Origin of the sequence: Nocardia terpenica (assembly GCF_013186535.1) — a bacterium.
In the GTDB taxonomy this organism is placed as follows: Bacteria; Actinomycetota; Actinomycetes; order Mycobacteriales; family Mycobacteriaceae; genus Nocardia; species Nocardia terpenica.
In genome coordinates, this window is the sequence record NZ_JABMCZ010000001.1 from 964,967 (window position 1) to 980,423 (window position 15,457).

General features: G+C 69.7%; 17 protein-coding genes. 9 read left to right on the forward strand and 8 right to left on the reverse strand.

Features of this window, described 5'->3' with window-relative positions:
- Window positions 1-12 precede the first annotated feature (12 nt).
- Window positions 13-753: an AzlC family ABC transporter permease gene (locus tag HPY32_RS04320; RefSeq protein ID WP_067583581.1), complete on the reverse strand. Its 741-nt coding sequence runs from the start codon at window positions 751-753 to the stop codon at window positions 13-15.
- Window positions 754-829: 76 nt separating this feature from the next.
- Here HPY32_RS04320 and HPY32_RS04325 point away from each other — a divergent pair, with 76 nt between their 5' ends.
- On the forward strand, window positions 830-1,402 hold the full coding sequence (locus HPY32_RS04325; RefSeq protein ID WP_067583584.1) for a helix-turn-helix domain-containing protein: 573 nt from the start codon (window positions 830-832) through the stop codon (window positions 1,400-1,402).
- A gap of 2 nt (window positions 1,403-1,404) precedes the next feature.
- Here HPY32_RS04325 and HPY32_RS04330 read toward each other — a convergent pair whose 3' ends face one another.
- A complete protein-coding gene (locus tag HPY32_RS04330; protein ID WP_067583588.1) occupies window positions 1,405-1,761 on the reverse strand; it encodes a hypothetical protein in 357 nt (118 codons plus the stop codon).
- Between the two features lie 59 nt (window positions 1,762-1,820).
- On the opposite strand from HPY32_RS04330, the gene HPY32_RS04335 reads away from it, so the two are divergent.
- Window positions 1,821-2,267, forward strand: a complete 447-nt coding sequence (locus tag HPY32_RS04335; RefSeq protein ID WP_197696417.1) for a MarR family winged helix-turn-helix transcriptional regulator — start codon at window positions 1,821-1,823, stop codon at window positions 2,265-2,267.
- On the opposite strand, the gene HPY32_RS04340 is transcribed toward HPY32_RS04335, so the two are convergent.
- Entirely contained in the window at window positions 2,268-2,966 is a 699-nt protein-coding gene (locus tag HPY32_RS04340) for an HNH endonuclease (protein WP_195117849.1), read from the reverse strand.
- A gap of 453 nt (window positions 2,967-3,419) precedes the next feature.
- On the opposite strand from HPY32_RS04340, the gene HPY32_RS04345 reads away from it, so the two are divergent.
- From HPY32_RS04345 to HPY32_RS04360, 4 genes are read left to right on the forward strand one after another with little or no spacing between them, the layout of a single operon-like run.
- On the forward strand, window positions 3,420-3,824 hold the full coding sequence (locus tag HPY32_RS04345) for a globin (RefSeq protein WP_067583596.1): 405 nt from the start codon (window positions 3,420-3,422) through the stop codon (window positions 3,822-3,824).
- Between the two features lie 33 nt (window positions 3,825-3,857).
- On the forward strand, window positions 3,858-5,465 hold the full coding sequence (locus tag HPY32_RS04350; RefSeq protein ID WP_156674238.1) for a glycoside hydrolase family 13 protein: 1,608 nt from the start codon (window positions 3,858-3,860) through the stop codon (window positions 5,463-5,465).
- 42 nt (window positions 5,466-5,507) lie between these two features.
- Window positions 5,508-5,786, forward strand: coding sequence for an aa3-type cytochrome oxidase subunit CtaJ (gene ctaJ / locus HPY32_RS04355; protein ID WP_067583602.1), 279 nt, complete (start codon window positions 5,508-5,510; stop codon window positions 5,784-5,786).
- Window positions 5,773-6,243 carry a DUF5130 domain-containing protein gene (locus tag HPY32_RS04360; protein WP_067583605.1) on the forward strand — a complete coding sequence of 157 codons (471 nt, stop codon included), beginning with the start codon at window positions 5,773-5,775 and terminating at the stop codon, window positions 6,241-6,243. The genes ctaJ and HPY32_RS04360 overlap by 14 nt, the downstream gene beginning before the upstream one ends.
- Window positions 6,244-6,324: 81 nt before the next feature.
- On the opposite strand, the gene HPY32_RS04365 is transcribed toward HPY32_RS04360, so the two are convergent.
- The gene (locus tag HPY32_RS04365) at window positions 6,325-7,149 is read right to left on the reverse strand and encodes a class I SAM-dependent methyltransferase (RefSeq protein ID WP_067583607.1); all 825 of its coding nucleotides are present in this window, start codon (window positions 7,147-7,149) and stop codon (window positions 6,325-6,327) included.
- 77 nt (window positions 7,150-7,226) lie between these two features.
- On the opposite strand from HPY32_RS04365, the gene HPY32_RS04370 reads away from it, so the two are divergent.
- Both HPY32_RS04370 and HPY32_RS04375 read left to right on the forward strand, forming a co-directional pair.
- Window positions 7,227-7,823, forward strand: coding sequence for a TetR/AcrR family transcriptional regulator (locus tag HPY32_RS04370; protein ID WP_067583610.1), 597 nt, complete (start codon window positions 7,227-7,229; stop codon window positions 7,821-7,823).
- A gap of 51 nt (window positions 7,824-7,874) precedes the next feature.
- Entirely contained in the window at window positions 7,875-8,303 is a 429-nt protein-coding gene (locus tag HPY32_RS04375; protein ID WP_171982714.1) for a helix-turn-helix domain-containing protein, read from the forward strand.
- Window positions 8,304-9,090: 787 nt separating this feature from the next.
- Here HPY32_RS04375 and HPY32_RS04380 read toward each other — a convergent pair.
- The 3 genes from HPY32_RS04380 to pepN all read right to left on the reverse strand — a co-directional run bounded on the left by HPY32_RS04380 (window position 9,091) and on the right by pepN (window position 13,168).
- Window positions 9,091-9,681 (reverse strand): ClpP family protease, encoded by a 591-nt coding sequence (locus HPY32_RS04380; protein WP_067583613.1) that lies wholly within the window; start codon window positions 9,679-9,681, stop codon window positions 9,091-9,093.
- Window positions 9,678-10,283 carry a ClpP family protease gene (locus HPY32_RS04385; protein WP_067583616.1) on the reverse strand — a complete coding sequence of 202 codons (606 nt, stop codon included), beginning with the start codon at window positions 10,281-10,283 and terminating at the stop codon, window positions 9,678-9,680. The genes HPY32_RS04380 and HPY32_RS04385 overlap by 4 nt, the downstream gene beginning before the upstream one ends.
- A gap of 296 nt (window positions 10,284-10,579) precedes the next feature.
- Window positions 10,580-13,168 carry an aminopeptidase N gene (pepN, locus tag HPY32_RS04390; protein WP_067585765.1) on the reverse strand — a complete coding sequence of 863 codons (2,589 nt, stop codon included), beginning with the start codon at window positions 13,166-13,168 and terminating at the stop codon, window positions 10,580-10,582.
- 121 nt (window positions 13,169-13,289) lie between these two features.
- On the opposite strand from pepN, the gene HPY32_RS04395 reads away from it, so the two are divergent.
- On the forward strand, window positions 13,290-14,123 hold the full coding sequence (locus HPY32_RS04395; RefSeq protein ID WP_067583619.1) for a phosphoribosylaminoimidazolesuccinocarboxamide synthase: 834 nt from the start codon (window positions 13,290-13,292) through the stop codon (window positions 14,121-14,123).
- On the opposite strand, the gene HPY32_RS04400 is transcribed toward HPY32_RS04395, so the two are convergent.
- Window positions 14,109-15,329 (reverse strand): NAD(P)/FAD-dependent oxidoreductase, encoded by a 1,221-nt coding sequence (locus tag HPY32_RS04400; protein ID WP_067583623.1) that lies wholly within the window; start codon window positions 15,327-15,329, stop codon window positions 14,109-14,111. The two genes, HPY32_RS04395 and HPY32_RS04400, sit on opposite strands and share 15 nt — an antisense overlap.
- Between the last annotated feature and the right edge of the window lie 128 nt (window positions 15,330-15,457).

Sequence of the window (15,457 nt, forward strand, 5' to 3'; positions counted from 1 at the left end):
TGGGCGGGAGGGTCATTCGTGGTCGCCGACAGTCACCGGCTCGTGGTCCGCGGTGACCGGTTCGGGGGCAGCGGGTTTCGGCTCGCGGCGCGGGACGAGCGCCAGCAGCGCGGCGGGTACCAGCGCCAGCAGTACCGGCAGACCGGCGGCGAGGAAGGGGGTGGTGGCCGCGGCCACGATGGCTCCGGCGAGCGCGGCGCGGCGGGTGCGGGGATTGCGCAGGGCGGGCAGCGCCAATGCCAGCAGCACGGCGGGGAACACCGCGTCCAGGCCGAACCGATTCGGATCGGGCACCGCCGCGCCGATCGCCACGCCGCACAGCGCGCCCAGCGGCCAGGCCAGCATTACGCCGATTCCGCACATCCAGTACATGGCCCGGCGGCGGTCGCGATCGGATTCGGCCAGTGCCAGCGCGACGGATTCGTCGTTCATGGCGTGCGTGCCGATCAGGCGCCGCCAGCCGGTGCCGACCACGTCCGGCACCGACAGCCCGTAGGGCAGATGCCGGACATTGACCAGCAGGCCGACCAGCACCGCCGCCACCAGGCTGCCGCCCGCGGCTACGATGCCGACGAACAGGAACTCCGCACCGCCCGCCAGCACCAGCACGCTCAGCAGAACCGGCAGCCAGGCAGGCAGTCCGGCCGTGATCGTCGTCGCCCCGTAAGACACGCCGATCACGCCGACCGCGAGGCACACGGCGGCGATTGCGGAGAAGTCACCACGATCCAGTGTTCGCCATATCGAACGCACGGCTTCTATAGTGAACACTCGTGGTTCGATTCGTCAACGAGGCCCCCGGCCCCTCCGGGTACTGTCGGTAGCCACTATGACCGAGCACGACGGCGCGCAATCCGCGCCACCGCAGGAGGCCATCGCCGCTGCGCTGCGCCGGGAACGCGCGCGCTCCGGCATGTCGCTGACCGAGGTGGCGCGCCGGGCGGGTGTGGCGAAATCCACACTCTCGCAATTGGAATCCGGCCTCGGAAATCCGAGCATCGAAACCCTGTGGGCGCTGTGCGTGGCCCTGGGCATCCCGTTCTCCCGCCTGCTGGATCCACCCCGGCCGCAGGTGCAGGTGATCCGCGCGGGCGAGGGGCCGGTGCTGGCCTCCGCGCGCGCCGACTACCACGCGACCCTGCTGGCCGCCTGCCCGCCGCATTCGCGCCGCGACATCTACCGCATCGCCGCCGAGCCCGGCCACCCCCGCGAATCGGAACCGCATCTGCACGGCGAAATCGAGCACGTCCTGCTGGCCGCCGGTCGCGCCCTCGTCGGCCCCACCGACGCCCCCGTGGAGCTCCACCCCGGCGACTACCTCCGCTACCCCGGCGACCAGCCCCACATCTTCCAGGCCCTGGAGCCCGGCACCTGGGGCATGCAGGTCAGCGAATACGGCTGAGCTCAGTGCACGGCCAGCCACCAGGCCGAGCCGAAATGGACCGCGGCGGTCACCGCCGCACCGGTGGTCATGCCCCAATTGCGTTGCGCGGCACCGATGGCCACATCGGCGGCCTGTACGGCACCGGACACCAGCAGGATCGCCACCAGTCCGGACCGGTCGCCGAGGGTCGGCAGGATCACGACCGCGATGGTCAGCGGGATGGCCCGCGCCGCGTACATCCATGCGTAGAGCGACGCTGCGGACGTCACCGGGCCGTGCGCGAGCACCGCGGGGCGCAGCGCGGCGGCGATGGCGAATCCGCCTGAGACGAGGGCGAAGACGGCATTGACCACGGCGAGCGCGGCATGAGCGGGCATCGAGTCACCTCATGAATGGTTCACGATCTGAATGATTAACTCGAAGTATCATGTCGCCTGTGAACGCTGTCAAGACGGGGCTCCCGGCAACCCTGACGTTTCGGCTGGGCTATCTCGGCACCAAGATCGCGGACCGATTCGCCGAGCGCATCGCCGAGCATGACCTCAAGCCCAAGCACGTCGGTTTGCTGATCGTCCTCACCCGGGACGAGGCCGCGTCGCAGCAGGAACTGGCCGCACAACTCGCGGTCGCGCCGAGCCTGGTGGTATCGCTCGCCGATCACCTGGAGCGGCTGGGCGCGATCGGGCGGGTCCGCGACCCGCGGGACCGGCGGCGTCAGGTGCTCACGCTGACCGCGGCCGGGCGCGAACTGCTCGCGGCGTGCGAGCGGATCGCCCGCGCGCTCGACGACGAGATCGCCGCCGAACTCGGGGCGCAGGATCGCCAGAACCTGCATCGCGCGCTCGCGGCCGTGGCCAAGGGCGCGGACCTGCCGATCGGCTGACTAGGCCGCGCCCTCGCCCAGGTACTGCAACCAGATCGGGTCCAGATCGGCCGTGGTCGACAGCAACCGCCAGTGCGGCCCTTTCGGCGAGACCAGCGGCTGGCGCAGCGTCCAACCCAGCTCGCTGAGCAATTTGTCGGCCTTGCGGTGATTGCACGGCGCGCAGGACGCCACGCAGTTCTCCCACGAGTGCGGGCCGCCCCGGCTGCGCGGGATCACGTGGTCGATGGTCTCGGCCTTGCCGCCGCAGTAGCCGCAGCGATACCGGTCCCGGTGCATCAGCGCCGCGCGGGTCATCGGGACCCGGGCGCGATAGGGCACGCGGACGTAGCTGCGCAGGCGGATCACCGACGGCACGGCGACCGAGGAGCCCGCGGAGTGGACGACCGGGCCTTCCTCGTTGTGGTGGACGGGATCGGCCTTGTCGCAGATCAGGAGGACGATGGCGCGGCGCGCGGGCAGGGCGGTGAGCGGCTCGTAGGTGGCGTTCAGAAGCAGCACCCGGCGCTTCACCCAGGGGGCGACAGCAGGAGGAAGGGGAGGAGTTTCGGGATATCGGTGCGGATGCGCACCCGGCGAAGATTTATTGGAGAGGACATGCAGCGGAGTAGCCCCCGACCCACGATTGTGGACATCGGCGGGCTGGAGTTGTCGGTGTGTCCTCGCCTCGTGTGACCGGGCGCCGTTCCGCTGCTTCATGGGAACCCCGAATTCATTTTGTCCGGTAGGTGCGGTATCTGAGCAGACACTGCCACCCAGTTGACCATGGAACGCCAACCATTGCACGGTGATTTCGCACATTGTGCGGTACGTCCCGGTTAACAGGGGATGAGCGGTGCTGGACGAGAGTTGGCTGGGCTGTCACCAGGATGCCGCCCGCCCCGCCACCTCCGCGAGCACGGTTCGGTCCCGATTGTGTGCCACCTTGTCGCGAGCTCGCCCCGACGCCGGGCCGAACCGGAGCGATATGCTGGCAGAGTCATGGTCGGGCGCGCTGTAAGACCGGAGCGAGTCTTACGAGCGACGTTCGCGGCCGGCTCGTCGTTCAGCGGCCGAAGCGCATGCGCGCAGCGCGAGTCTCGGCCGCTGAACGACGAGCCGGCCGCGAACACGCCGCGACGAAGGAGCGGCAATCAAACACAGCGAGGATCGATGACTTCCGGCGAGCAGACGGCGACATCCTTCTACGAGGCGGTCGGTGGGGCGGAGACGTTCCGGCGGCTGGTGGCGGCGTTCTACCGCGAGGTGGCCCGCGACGAGGTGCTGCGCCCGCTGTATCCGGAGCAGGATCTGGGCCCGGCCGAGCGGCGGCTGCGGATGTTCCTCGAGCAGTACTGGGGCGGGCCGCGCACCTACTCCGACGAGCGCGGGCACCCGCGGCTTCGGATGCGGCACATGCCGTTTCGGATCGGGCCGATCGAACGCGACGCCTGGCTGCGCTGCATGCGGATCGCGGTGGCCGAGATCGAGCCCGAGGTGCTCGACGACGAGCATCGCCGCGCCCTGCTCGATTATCTGGAGATGGCGGCCAATTCGCTGATCAACGCGCCGTTCTGAACCGACGCCCGAATTTTGGCACCATGGGCGGTTGTGACGCCTTCTGCAACCGAGGATCCGGACGCACCGTGGTGGCGATCGGCGGTGTTCTATCAGATCTACCCGCGGTCGTTCGCGGATTCCGACGGTGACGGCGTCGGCGATCTGGGCGGCGTGCGCGCCCGGCTCGGCTACCTCGACATGCTCGGGGTCGACGCCCTGTGGATCTGCCCGGTGATGCGCTCGCCGATGGCCGACGGCGGGTACGACATCAGCGATCCCCGCGACATCGATCCCCTCTTCGGCGATCTCGCGACGCTCGACGAGCTGATCGCCGAGGCGCACGAGCGGGGCATCCGGGTCACCATGGACCTGGTGCCCAACCACACCAGCGACCGGCATCGGTGGTTCGCCGCGGCGCTGGCGGGCGCGCCGGACGGCCCGGAACGCGCACGCTACATCTTCCGCGACGGCCGCGGCCCCGGCGGCGACGAGCCGCCCAACAACTGGCCAAGCATCTTCGGCGGCCCCGCCTGGACCCGCGTCACCGAACCCGACGGCACCCCCGGCCAGTGGTACCTGCACCTGTTCGCCCGCGAACAGCCGGACCTGAACTGGGACAATCCGGAGGTTCTCGCCGATTTCGAACGGACCATGCGGTTCTGGCTGGATCGCGGCGTCGACGGCTTCCGCATCGATGTCGCGCACGGCATGGCCAAACCGCCGGGCCTGCCCGACCTGGACCACGTCCACACCCGCATGCTGCTCCACGACGACAGCGACCCGCGCTTCAACAATCCGGGCGTGCACGAGATCCACCGCAGGCTGCGCAAGGTGCTCGACGAGTATCCGGACGCGGTGTCCATCGGCGAGGTGTGGGTCGACGACAACACCCGCTTCGGCGAGTACGTGCGCCCCGACGAACTGCACCTGGCCTTCAACTTCCGGCTCGCCGAGGCCGCCTTCGAGGCGACGGAGATCCGTGCGGCGGTGGACAATTCGGTGGCGGCCGTGACCTGGGCGGGCGCCACCCCGACCTGGACGCTGTCCAATCACGACATCGAGCGCGAGGTCACCCGCTACGGCGGCGGCGCGATCGGCCGGGACCGGGCGCGGGCAATGATCCTGCTCGAATTGGCGCTGCCGGGCGCGGTGTTCGTCTACAACGGCTCCGAACTGGGGCTGCCCAATGTCGACGATCTGCCCGACGAGGTGCTGCAGGATCCGGTGTGGGAGCGGTCCGGGCACACCGAGCGCGGCCGGGACGGCTGCCGGGTGCCGATTCCGTGGGAGGGTGACGAACCGCCCTTCGGCTTCACCACCGCCGCGCGGTCCTGGCTGCCGATCCCGCCGCGGTGGGCCGACCGGACCGTCGAGCGCCAGCTCGAGCGCCCGGATTCGACGCTGGCGCTGTACCGGCGGGCCATCGAATTGCGCGGCGCGCGACCGGAATTCGCCGGGGCCGGGCTGGAGTGGGCCGACGCGCCCGCCGAATGTGTGGCCTTCCGGCGCGCGGGCGGGCTGGTCTGCGTGCTCAACGCCGCCGCGGACCCGATCCCGCTGCCGCCGGGGGAGGTGCTGCTCGCCAGCGCCCCGCTCGTGGGCGGTCGGCTGCCCGCGAACGCGGCGGCCTGGCTGGTCCGGGCGGACGACACGGCATAGGGACTCGACAGCGCCGCCGGACCCATCGTCTACCGTTGGGCTGTGAGCATTCTCGAGACAGTGCTGATCTTTGTCGGCATTCCACTGGTGATCTATGCGGTGATCGCCGGGTTGTCGTTCCTCGGTAAGCCGCTGCCCGGCGAGAAGCCGGTCCACTACAACCTCGGCGACAAGTGGGCCGCGGATCCGGTGCTGTGGAGCGCGACCGACGAGGTGACCGCAACCGGTCACGATGTCACCGAGTCCTCGCATGGCAGTCATGCGGCAATCGAATCCGCGCGGACGGACCTGATCGGAGGCCGGGCAAGTGGCAAGTTCTAAGTGGCCCGCGGTGGTCGAGGCCGACCTGCCGCACGGATGGGTCGTCACCACCAGCGGACGGGTCTCCGGCGTGCACGAGGCCGGCGACGTGTTCAAGGAGGCGCCGTTCAGCGACAAGGAACGGCTGATCATGGACAACACGCTCACCGAGGCCACCCGCAGCACGAAGGTGCGCTTCAACGTCTACATCGGCGATCTCGGTGCGGACGCCGCCGCGGGTGTCGACGCGCTGTTCCCGGCCACCCCCGAGGCGGCCCGCTCGGTGCTCATCGCCGTCTCGCCGAACGACAAGGCCGTCGAGGTGCGCTCCGGCCGCGACGTCGCCGACCGGGTCAACGACCGAGTCTGCCAACTCGGCGTCACCGCCGCCCTCAGCTCCCTGCGCCAGGGCGAATTGATCGACGGCCTGGTATCCGCGGTCCGCGTAATGGCCGCCGCCATCGGCCGCCCCAGCTGATTTCGAATGCCGCCCACCCCCTTCGGTTTACCGGAGGGGGTTCGGCGTTTCGGCCGGGGCCGATGAGTTGTGGTGTCGGGCTCAGGTGGTGTCGGTGCGTTGGGCGGTGAGTACGACGGCTGTGTAGTGCATTGTGAAGGTGCCGCCGATGTTGTCGATGGCTTTGCCTATGTCGGTGAGTAATTCGGTCATGGTGGTGGTGGGGAGGCGGGCGCTGACGCCTGCGGTGGGGAGGCCGTCGAGCCATTCGTCGCGGGTGTAGGTGTGGGGCCAGGGGAATTGCCACCGGTCGATGTCGGTGAAGCTGTCCGTGGTGCGCAGGGCCTCTTCCGCGCGGGTGCAGATCGCCGAGTATGCCTCGGCTCCGGCCGTCATGCCGCGCAGGATCGGCAGGTCGGGGAGCAGGCGGTGGTAGACCTCCGCGAAGGCGTCCTCCACCTCGGGCGGAAGTTGCATCGCGTTCCAGAACGCGGCGAAGCGGCCGCCGGGGCGCAGGGCCCGCGCCGAACTCCGCGCTCCCGCAAGGGGATCCACCCAGTGCCAGGCTTGGCCCGCGATGACCGCGTCGAAGGTGCGCCCGCCATGATCCCATTCCTCGAAGCGCGCCACCTCGACCTCGAATCCCTGCGCTCGCGCGAAATCGGCCATGCGCGCATCGGGTTCGACGCCCAGCACCCGGCAGCCCGCCGCGCGGAACTGCCGCGCCGCGATGCCGGTTCCACAGCCGACGTCGAGCACGTCCGGGCCGGGGCTCGCGGCGACGAGGCGGTGCACCATGGCATCGGGGTAGCGGGGACGGGCGCGGTCGTAGCGGGCCGCCTCCGCGCCGAACGATTCGGCCATATCGCGGGCCCGATGTGGTTGGTGCTCGGGAGGTCCCGGGTGCCCGGGCGGTAGAGTGACCATGTGCCCACTTTAGTGGGCGTGTGCCCACTCGCGATGGCTGTTCGCTGGTAGCCGAACGGCGAAGGGAGGATCGGACGATGCCGACCGGCGTCGCCATCAGGGATGTGCGCGAGCAGCTGTTCGCCGCCGCCGAACGCATCCTGCTGCGGGACGGGCCGAACGGGCTGACCAGCCGGGCCGTCACCGCCGAGGCGGGGGTGGCCAAAGGCGTTCTGCACCGGCACTTCTCGGACTTCGACGGCTTCCTCGCCGAGCTGGTGCTGGACCGTGCCGCGCGCATCGAACGCCGAACCGCCGCCCTGTGCGAGTCCGCGGGGACCGGGAGCGTCGCCGGTCGGTTGGCCGAGGCGCTGACCTCGGTCTTCGAATCCGTCGCCGTCGCCATCGTCAGCCTGGTCATCTTCCGGGACGAATTGCGCGCCCGGCTGCGCGAGACCTGGCCGACCGGCGTCCCCCTGGCGACCGAGGCCACCGCCATGATCGCCGCCTACCTCACCGCGGAGCGCGACCTGGGCCGGATCGCGGCGGACGCCGATATCGACACGCTCGCACCTACTTTGACGGGAGCCGGGCACCTGCTGTTCGCCGATCGCACCGGGACCGCCCCCTCGGCGGAGGCCGTCGAGAAGATGACCACCACCGTCCTCGGCGCGGTACTGAACTCCGCACGGTGAGTGGCGGGGGATGCCGAGCCGCCGAGAGGCGAATCTCTGTACGCTCTGGGTATGGCCGAGCACCCGACACTGCACTCGATCCCCGGCGGACGCGAGGATCGGTCGCCCGCCCCGCAGCCCCGCGAGCCGCTGTGGCGCGAGGTCCTCGGCCAGCGCCTGCGAGAACTCCGCCGCGACCAGGACGAAACCCTCGCCGAAACCGCCGGCCGCGCAGGAGTCTCCCCCCAATACCTCTCCGAGGTGGAACGCGGCCGCAAGGAACCCTCCAGCGAAATGATCGCGGCCCTGGCCGGAGCCCTGGGCACCACCCTCGCCGACCTCACCGAACAGGTAGCCGAAGACCTACGCCGCCAGTCCATCCTGGTCCGCATGTCCGCCCCCACCGCGCCCCCCACCCGCCCAACTTCCCGCCTGACCATCATCACCGGCCCCGACAGGCCCCACCGCCGCCCCACCGGCCCGGTCCTCATGGCCGCGTAACCCCTCGCCGAGCACGGCCCACACTTCTACGCACCGGTTCCCTCAACGCCCGGCAGGCGTAGTCCCTCGAGGGCCTTCAGCGCGCCCATTCCCTTGATGCGCGTTGCCTTCCTCGAACTCTCGGTATGCCTGGCGCCCCACTGAGGTTCGTGACGCGATATCGCGACGACCGCCGCCATTCCGGCATGCTTCGGCCGGAATCCACTGGTACGCAGCACGTTCCGATGGATCCCGGCCAAAAGCGCGCCGGGACCCCGGCGGGCCCTCCCTGTGGGCCTTGGCGTGCTGGTCTCCTTGTGGGTCCGGCGTGCTGGTCTTCTTGTGGGTCCGGCGTGCTTGTCCCCTGTGGGCCTTGGCGTGCTGGTCTCCCTGTGGGCCCGGCGTGCTCGTCTCCTGTGGGCCTTGGCGTGCTGGTCTCCCTGTGGGCCCGGCGTGCTCGTCTCCTGTGGGCCTTGGCGTGCTGGTCTCCCTGTGGGCCCGGCGTGCTCGTCTCCTGTGGGCCTTGGCGTGCTGGTCTCCCTGTGGGCCCGGCGTGCTCGTCTCCTGTGGGCCTTGGCGTGCTGGTCTCCCTGTGGGCCCGGCGTGCCCGTCCCCTGTGGGCCTTGGCGTGCTGGTCTCCCTGTGGGCCCGGCGTGCCCGTCCCCTATGGGCCCTGGCGTGCTGGTCTCCCTGTGGGCCCGGCGTGCCCGTCCCCTATGGGCCCTGGCGTGCTCGTTTCCCTGTGGGTCCGGCGCGCCCGTCTCCCTATGGGCCCCGGCGTGCTTTTGGCCGGGGCCCACAGGGCGAGTCAGGAGCGGGGGTCCAGGACTCTGTCGGCCAGGCCGTATTCGATGGCGGCCTGGGCTGTGAAGACGCGGTCGCGGTCGGTGTCGTGGCGGAGGGTTTCCAGGGATTGGCCGGTGTGTTGGGAGAGGATGGTTTCTACCTGGGAGCGGAGGCGGACCAGTTCGTCGGCCTGGATGATGAGGTCGGGGATGGCGCCGCGGCCGCTGTCGGCCGGCTGGTGCAGGACCACGCGGGAGTGCGGGAGCATGGTGCGATGCCCTGGCTTGCCGCCCGCCAGCAGGACCGCGCCGACGGCGATGGCCTGGCCCACGCAGAAGGTCGCCACCGGGGACGATACGTGCTGCATGGTGTCGTACACCGCGAGCATGGCCGACAGGTCGCCGCCCTCGCAGTTGATGTACAGATTGATGTCCCGCCCGGGGCTCTCGGCCTCGAGGTGCAGCAGCTGGGCGATGAGCGCGTTGGCCACCCCGGAATCGATCGGCGTGCCGAGGTAGACGATGCGCTCGGCCAGCAGATGCGAGTAGACGTCCATGATCCGCTCCCCGCGCGGATTCTGGGCGATGACGTTCGGAATTGTGTAACTGCTCATTTCGAGATCCCCACTCGCTGCCGTTGCGGAATGACCTGACCGAACGAGTCGACGATCCGGTCGATGAAGCCGTACTCCTGTGCCTGGGTCGCGCTGAACCACCGGTCGTGCAGCGAATCCTCGTAGATGCGATCGAAGTCCTGCCCGGTGTCCTCGGCGATCAGGCCGACCACGGTCTTGACGGTGTAGCGCAGATCGTCGGCCTGCACCTCGACCTCGGGCGCGTGGCCGCCGATGCCCGCCGAACCCTGATGCATGAGGATCCGGGCGTGCGGCAGCGCGTACCGCTTGCCCTTCGTGCCCGCCGAGAGCAGGAATTGCCCGGCGCTGCAGGCCAATCCGAGCGCGAGCGTGGAAACGTCGCACGGAATCAGCCGCATGACATCACGAATCGCGAGCATCGCCGGGACCGAGCCGCCGAGGGAATGGATCCACAGCGAGATGCCCGCCTCGGAATCCTCGGCCGCCAGCGTCAGCAACTGCGTCATCAGCACGGTGCCGTTGTCGTCGTCGAGGTTCCCGTCGAGTACGAGAATGCGCCGGCTGAGCAATTGCTCCCGCACGCGCCAATTGAACAGCGGAGTCTTGTCGTCCTGAGCCATGCCCCCACGGTGCCCGACGAAACGCCCCGACCGGCCCCCTCGCTGCTGTGAGCAGATCTGCTCACAGCAGCGAGATCCCGGCCAAAAGCATGCCGGGATGGCGAGGGATAGCGTGCCGGGATGGCGAGGGAAAGCGCGCCGGGATGGCGAGGGAAAGCGCGCCGGGATGGCGAGGGAAAGCGCGCCGGGATGGCGAGGGATAGCGTGCCGGGATGGCGAGGGAAAGCGCGCCGGGATGGCGAGGGAAATGTCGCCCCGATCCCGGCGTGCTTCTGGCCGGGATCGGGGCGCTGAACCTAGCTGGCGTCGAAAGACCTTGCGCGCAAGGAGCGTTCGATGCCTGCCTTGCCCTCGAGGACCAGGCGGCGGAGGGCGGGTGGGTGGTCGCCGGTCAGGAAGCGGTCGGCGGCGGCGACGGCCTCCGGGGTGATGGCCCAGGTGGGGTAGAGGTCGATCACGACGGTCTGGGCGACCTCGCTGGAGCGGCGCTCCCACACCCCGGGCACGTCCGCGAAATACCGGTCGACGTAGGGCGCCAGCAGGTCCGCCTGGCCGATGGGGGCGAAGCCCGTGACGATCGCGCGGGTGGTGATGTTGGGCACCGAATCGTCGTGCACGACCGTGTCCCACGCCTGCTCCTTGACCGCCGCCTGCGGGCGCATGGCCCCGGCGGTGGCGGCCTGGCGCCGACCGGTGGCGGTCGGATCGCGCCGCAATTCGGCGTCGATGAACGGGGTTTCGAGGCCGTCGGCATCGATCGCCCCGGCCGCGGCCAGCGCCTGCACGATCCGCCAGCGCAGATCGGTGTCGACCTCCAGCCCCGCCAGCCCGACCGTTGCCGGGTCGGCGTCGAGCAGCCGCCGCAGCACCTCGAGCTGCGCCGCCGTGGCCGGTCCCCGGGTGAGCGCATTGGCAAACGCCAGCTGGTGGTCCGAACCGGGCTCGGCCGCCCGGGCCAGCTCCAGCAGCCGCCCGGTGAACTCGGGCCAGCCGGTCTCCCGCGCCCACACCGGATCCGCGTAGCTGGCCAGGGCCGTCTGCGTCTGCAACAGAAGCCGTTGCACCACACCGATTTCCGTCTCGGCCGCGATACCGCGCTGCACCAGCGCGGCGAAATCGCGGGCCCGCATCTCGGCCTGGCGGGTCATCTCCCAGGCGGCCGACCAGCACAGCGTGCGCGGCAGCGACTCGGAGATGTCGGCGATGCGCGCCACCACCGTGTCCAGCGATTCCGGATCCAGCCGCACCGAGCAGTAGGTGAGGTCGTCGTCGTTGATCAGCACCAGCTTGCCGCGCTCGACGCCCACCAGCTCCGGCACCTCGGTCCGCTCGACCGGGTCGACGTCGAGCTCGACGCGCTTGGTGCGCACCAGCTTTCCGTCCCGGTCGTCGTAGACGCCGACGGTCAGTCGGTGCACGCGCCGCTCGCCCGCGCCCGGGGCCGCCCCCTCCTGAAGCACCGCGAACCGGGTGAACTTGCCGTCGACGACCTCGAAATCGGGCCGCAGCGTGTTCAGGCCGGTGGTCTTCAACCACTGCGCGCCCCAGCTGGAAAGGTCACGGCCGGAAGCCTTTTCGAGCGCGCCGACCAGATCGTCGAAGGTGGCGTTGCCGTAGGCGTGCGCGGCGAAGTAGTCGCGCAGGCCCGCCAGGAACGGCTCCAGCCCGACGTAGGCGACCAGCTGCTTGAGCACCGAAGCGCCCTTGGCATAGGTGATTCCGTCGAAGTTCACCTCCACCGCGGCCAGGTCCGGGATGTCCGCGGCGATCGGGTGGGTGGACGGCAGCTGATCCTGCCGGTACGCCCACGACTTCTCGAGATTCGCGAAAGTGGTCCAGGCGCCGGTGTATTCGGTCACCTGCGACTGGCACAGCACCGAGGCGAAGGTGGCGAACGACTCGTTCAGCCACAGGTCGTCCCACCACTTCATGGTGACCAGATCGCCGAACCACATGTGCGCCATCTCGTGCAGCAGGGTCTCCGCGCGCCGCTCGTAGGAGGCGCGAGTCACCTTGGAGCGGAACACGTAATCCTCGAGGAAGGTGACCGCGCCCGCGTTCTCCATGGCCCCGGCATTGAACTCGGGCACGAACAACTGGTCGTACTTGCCGAAGGCGTACGGCACGCCGAAGTTGCGGTGGTAGAAGCCGAAGCCCTGCTTGGTCTCGGTGAAAAGCCGTTCGGCGTCCATGAATTCGTCCAGCGAGGCGCGGCAGAAGATGCCCAGCGGGATGCTGCCGTGCTCGTCGGTGTAGGTGTCGGTCCACTTGGCGTACGGCCCGGCGATCAGCGCCACCAGGTAGGTGCTCATGCGCGGGGTGGTGGCGAAGGTGTGCCGCAGCACCCCGCCGGTCTTCTGCGAGTCGACGAGCGCGCCGTTGGAGATCACCTCCCAGTCCGCGGGCGCGGTGACGGTCAGGTCGTAGGTGGCCTTGAGGTCGGGCTGATCGAAGCAGGCGAACATGCGCTTGGCGTCGGCCGTTTCGAACTGCGAGTACAGATACACCGCGTCGTCGGTGGGATCGACGAACCGGTGCAGGCCCTCGCCGGTGTGCGAGTATTCGCAGTCGGCCTCGACCACGAGCTCGTTGTGCTCGGCGAGGCCGGTGAGGGTGAGGCCCTTCGATTCGTCGTAGTCGCCGATCTCGAGCGGGACACCGTTGAGGACGGCCGAGCGGACCCCGGCGGCGACGATGTCGACGAAGGTCTCCGCGCCCGCGGTGGCGGTGAACGTGACGGTGGATCGCGAGAAGAACGTGTCACCGGTGGCCGCGGCGGGGTTGGTGGGCTGCCCGGTCAGATCGAGTTCGACACGATAGTTCTGCACGCCGATCGTCGCGGCGCGTGCGATCGCCTGCTCACGGGTGAGGTTCGGTGCGGACAAGGACACTCCTTCACTGGTCGGCCCCGGCGCCCGGGTGCGGGCGCAACGATGCCCAGAATGCCATGTCGGAGCGCGCGGTCGCCCTGGGTAGGCTGAGCCTCGTCGAAAACGAGGAGGACAGGTGAAGCACATCCACGCGGGCAAGGTGCGCGATCTCTACGAGGACGGCGATTCGCTGATTCTCGTCGCCTCCGACCGGGTCTCGGTGTACGACGTGGTGCTGCCTACGCCGATCCCGGACAAGGGCGCGCTGCTGACCCAGCTGTCGAACTGGTGGTTCCGCTACCTGTCCGACGTGCCCAACCACGTGCTGTCCACCACCGATGTCCCGGCCGAATTCGCCGGGCGCGCGGTGCGGGTGAAGCCGCTGAAGATGGTGCAGGTGGAGTGCATCGCCCGCGGGTACCTGTCCGGTTCCGGCCTGAAGGAGTACCAGCGCACCGGCTCGGTGTCCGGGGTGGCGCTGCCGCCCGGGCTGCGCGAGGGCGACAAGCTGCCCGAGCCGATCTTCACCCCGACCACCAAGGCGTCGCAGGGCCACGACGAGCCCATCGCCTTCGCCGATGTGGTGCGCCAGGAGGGCCGCGAGGTCGCCGAGCGCCTGCGCGAGCTCACCCTCGCGATCTACACCCGCGGCGCGGCCTACGCCGCCGAGCGTGGCGTGATCATCGCCGACACCAAGGTCGAATTCGGTTGGGACGGCGACGTTCTCACCCTCGGCGACGAGGTGCTGACCTCCGACTCCTCCCGCTACTGGCCCGCCGCGCAGTGGTCGCCCGGCCACCCGCAGCCCTCGTTCGACAAGCAGTTCGTCCGCGACTGGGCCACCTCCACCGGCTGGGACAAAGAGCCTCCCGGCCCGGAGATCCCCGCCGACATCGTGGCCGCCACCCGCGCGAAATACGCCGAGGCGTATGCGCTCATCACCGGCGAGGAGTGGTCACAACTCCACTGAGGTGTCCGCCAAACGCTGCGGATCCACCGGATCGCCGGACTGAATGAGCTGCTTGATCCGCTCGGTGACGTCCCAGACGTTGACGTTCATCCCCGCCAGCACCCGGTTGCCGGAATCGAGCCAGAACGCCACGAATTCGCGTGCGTCGGTATCGCCGCGCACGACGACCGTGGCCTCCTGATCGGGCGCGACGTATCCGGTGTACTCCATCCCGAGGTCGTACTGATCGGTGAAGAAGTACGGCAGCCGGTCGTAGGCCGCGGGCCTGCCGAGCATGGTCCGCGCGGCCACGGCGGGCTGGTTGAGCGCATTCGCCCAGTGCTCCACCCGGATTCGCCGACCCAGCACCGGATGCTGCTGTTCGGCGATGTCGCCGACGGCCACGATGTCCGGGTCGCTGGTCGCCAGGCTCTCGTCCACCAGCACGCCGCCCTCCACCGCGAGCCCGGCGTCGGCGGCCGGTTCCACGTTCGGGCGGGCGCCGACCGCGAGCAGCACGGCGTCGGCCGCGATCTCGGTGTCGTCGTCGAGCCGCACGCCGGTGGCCCGGCCGTCCGCGGTGACGATCGCCGCGACCGCGACCCCGCACCGCAGATCCACCCCGTGGGCGCGGTGCAGATCGGCGAAGACCTCACCCATCCGCGTGCCGAGCGCGGCCCGCAGCGGCACCGGCTCGGTCTCCAGCACGGTCACCTCGACACCGGCCGCCCGGGCCGCGGCGGTCACCTCCAGCCCGATCCAGCCCGCGCCGATCACCGCCAGCCGCCGGATCGAGCCGAACAGGGCGAGGAGAGCGTCGGACTCCTCGATGGTGCGCAGCACGTGCACGCCCTCGGCGTCCGCGCCGGGCAGCGGCAGCCGCCGCGGCCGGGACCCGGTCGCGAGCGCCAGCTTGTCGTAGTGCAGGGTCGAACCATCCGGCAGCGCAACGGTTTTCGAGGCCCGATCGATCGCGGACACGGTGGTGCCGAGCATGAGCTCCACGTGATGGTCGCGGTACCACTGCGCGGCGTGCACGGTGAAGTCGGGCAGCGCCTTCTTGCCGAGCAGGTGTTCCTTCGACAGCGGGGGCCGCTCGTAGGGGAGGCGCTCCTCCTCGGTGATCAGCGTGATCGAACCGTCGAAGTCGTTGTCGCGCAACGCCTCCGCGAGTTTCGCCGCGGCCAGCCCACCGCCGACGAGGACGAACCTGGAATCTGTGGTCATGAAAACCTCCGGGGACGGCAACCAGGTTTCTCGACCCTAACTCGCCCCGATGGGAAATATCCGGAAGTTCCCGTCGTTGATGAGAATCGACGGTGTTACCACCCCGCCTCCCCCATTTTTCGAGAGGA

What these genes read in the sequence shown, in the direction of transcription:
- HPY32_RS04365 (WP_067583607.1), bottom strand. Translation starts at nt 7,149, where the DNA reads ATGGTCACTCTACCGCCCGGGCACCCGGGACCTCCCGAGCACCAACCA.
- HPY32_RS04325 (WP_067583584.1), top strand. Translation starts at nt 830, where the DNA reads ATGACCGAGCACGACGGCGCGCAATCCGCGCCACCGCAGGAGGCCATC.
- HPY32_RS04330 (WP_067583588.1), bottom strand. Translation starts at nt 1,761, where the DNA reads ATGCCCGCTCATGCCGCGCTCGCCGTGGTCAATGCCGTCTTCGCCCTC.
- HPY32_RS04370 (WP_067583610.1), top strand. Translation starts at nt 7,227, where the DNA reads ATGCCGACCGGCGTCGCCATCAGGGATGTGCGCGAGCAGCTGTTCGCC.
- HPY32_RS04375 (WP_171982714.1), top strand. Translation starts at nt 7,875, where the DNA reads ATGGCCGAGCACCCGACACTGCACTCGATCCCCGGCGGACGCGAGGAT.
- HPY32_RS04380 (WP_067583613.1), bottom strand. Translation starts at nt 9,681, where the DNA reads ATGAGCAGTTACACAATTCCGAACGTCATCGCCCAGAATCCGCGCGGG.
- HPY32_RS04400 (WP_067583623.1), bottom strand. Translation starts at nt 15,329, where the DNA reads ATGACCACAGATTCCAGGTTCGTCCTCGTCGGCGGTGGGCTGGCCGCG.
- HPY32_RS04345 (WP_067583596.1), top strand. Translation starts at nt 3,420, where the DNA reads ATGACTTCCGGCGAGCAGACGGCGACATCCTTCTACGAGGCGGTCGGT.
- HPY32_RS04340 (WP_195117849.1), bottom strand. Translation starts at nt 2,966, where the DNA reads ATGAAGCAGCGGAACGGCGCCCGGTCACACGAGGCGAGGACACACCGA.
- HPY32_RS04385 (WP_067583616.1), bottom strand. Translation starts at nt 10,283, where the DNA reads ATGGCTCAGGACGACAAGACTCCGCTGTTCAATTGGCGCGTGCGGGAG.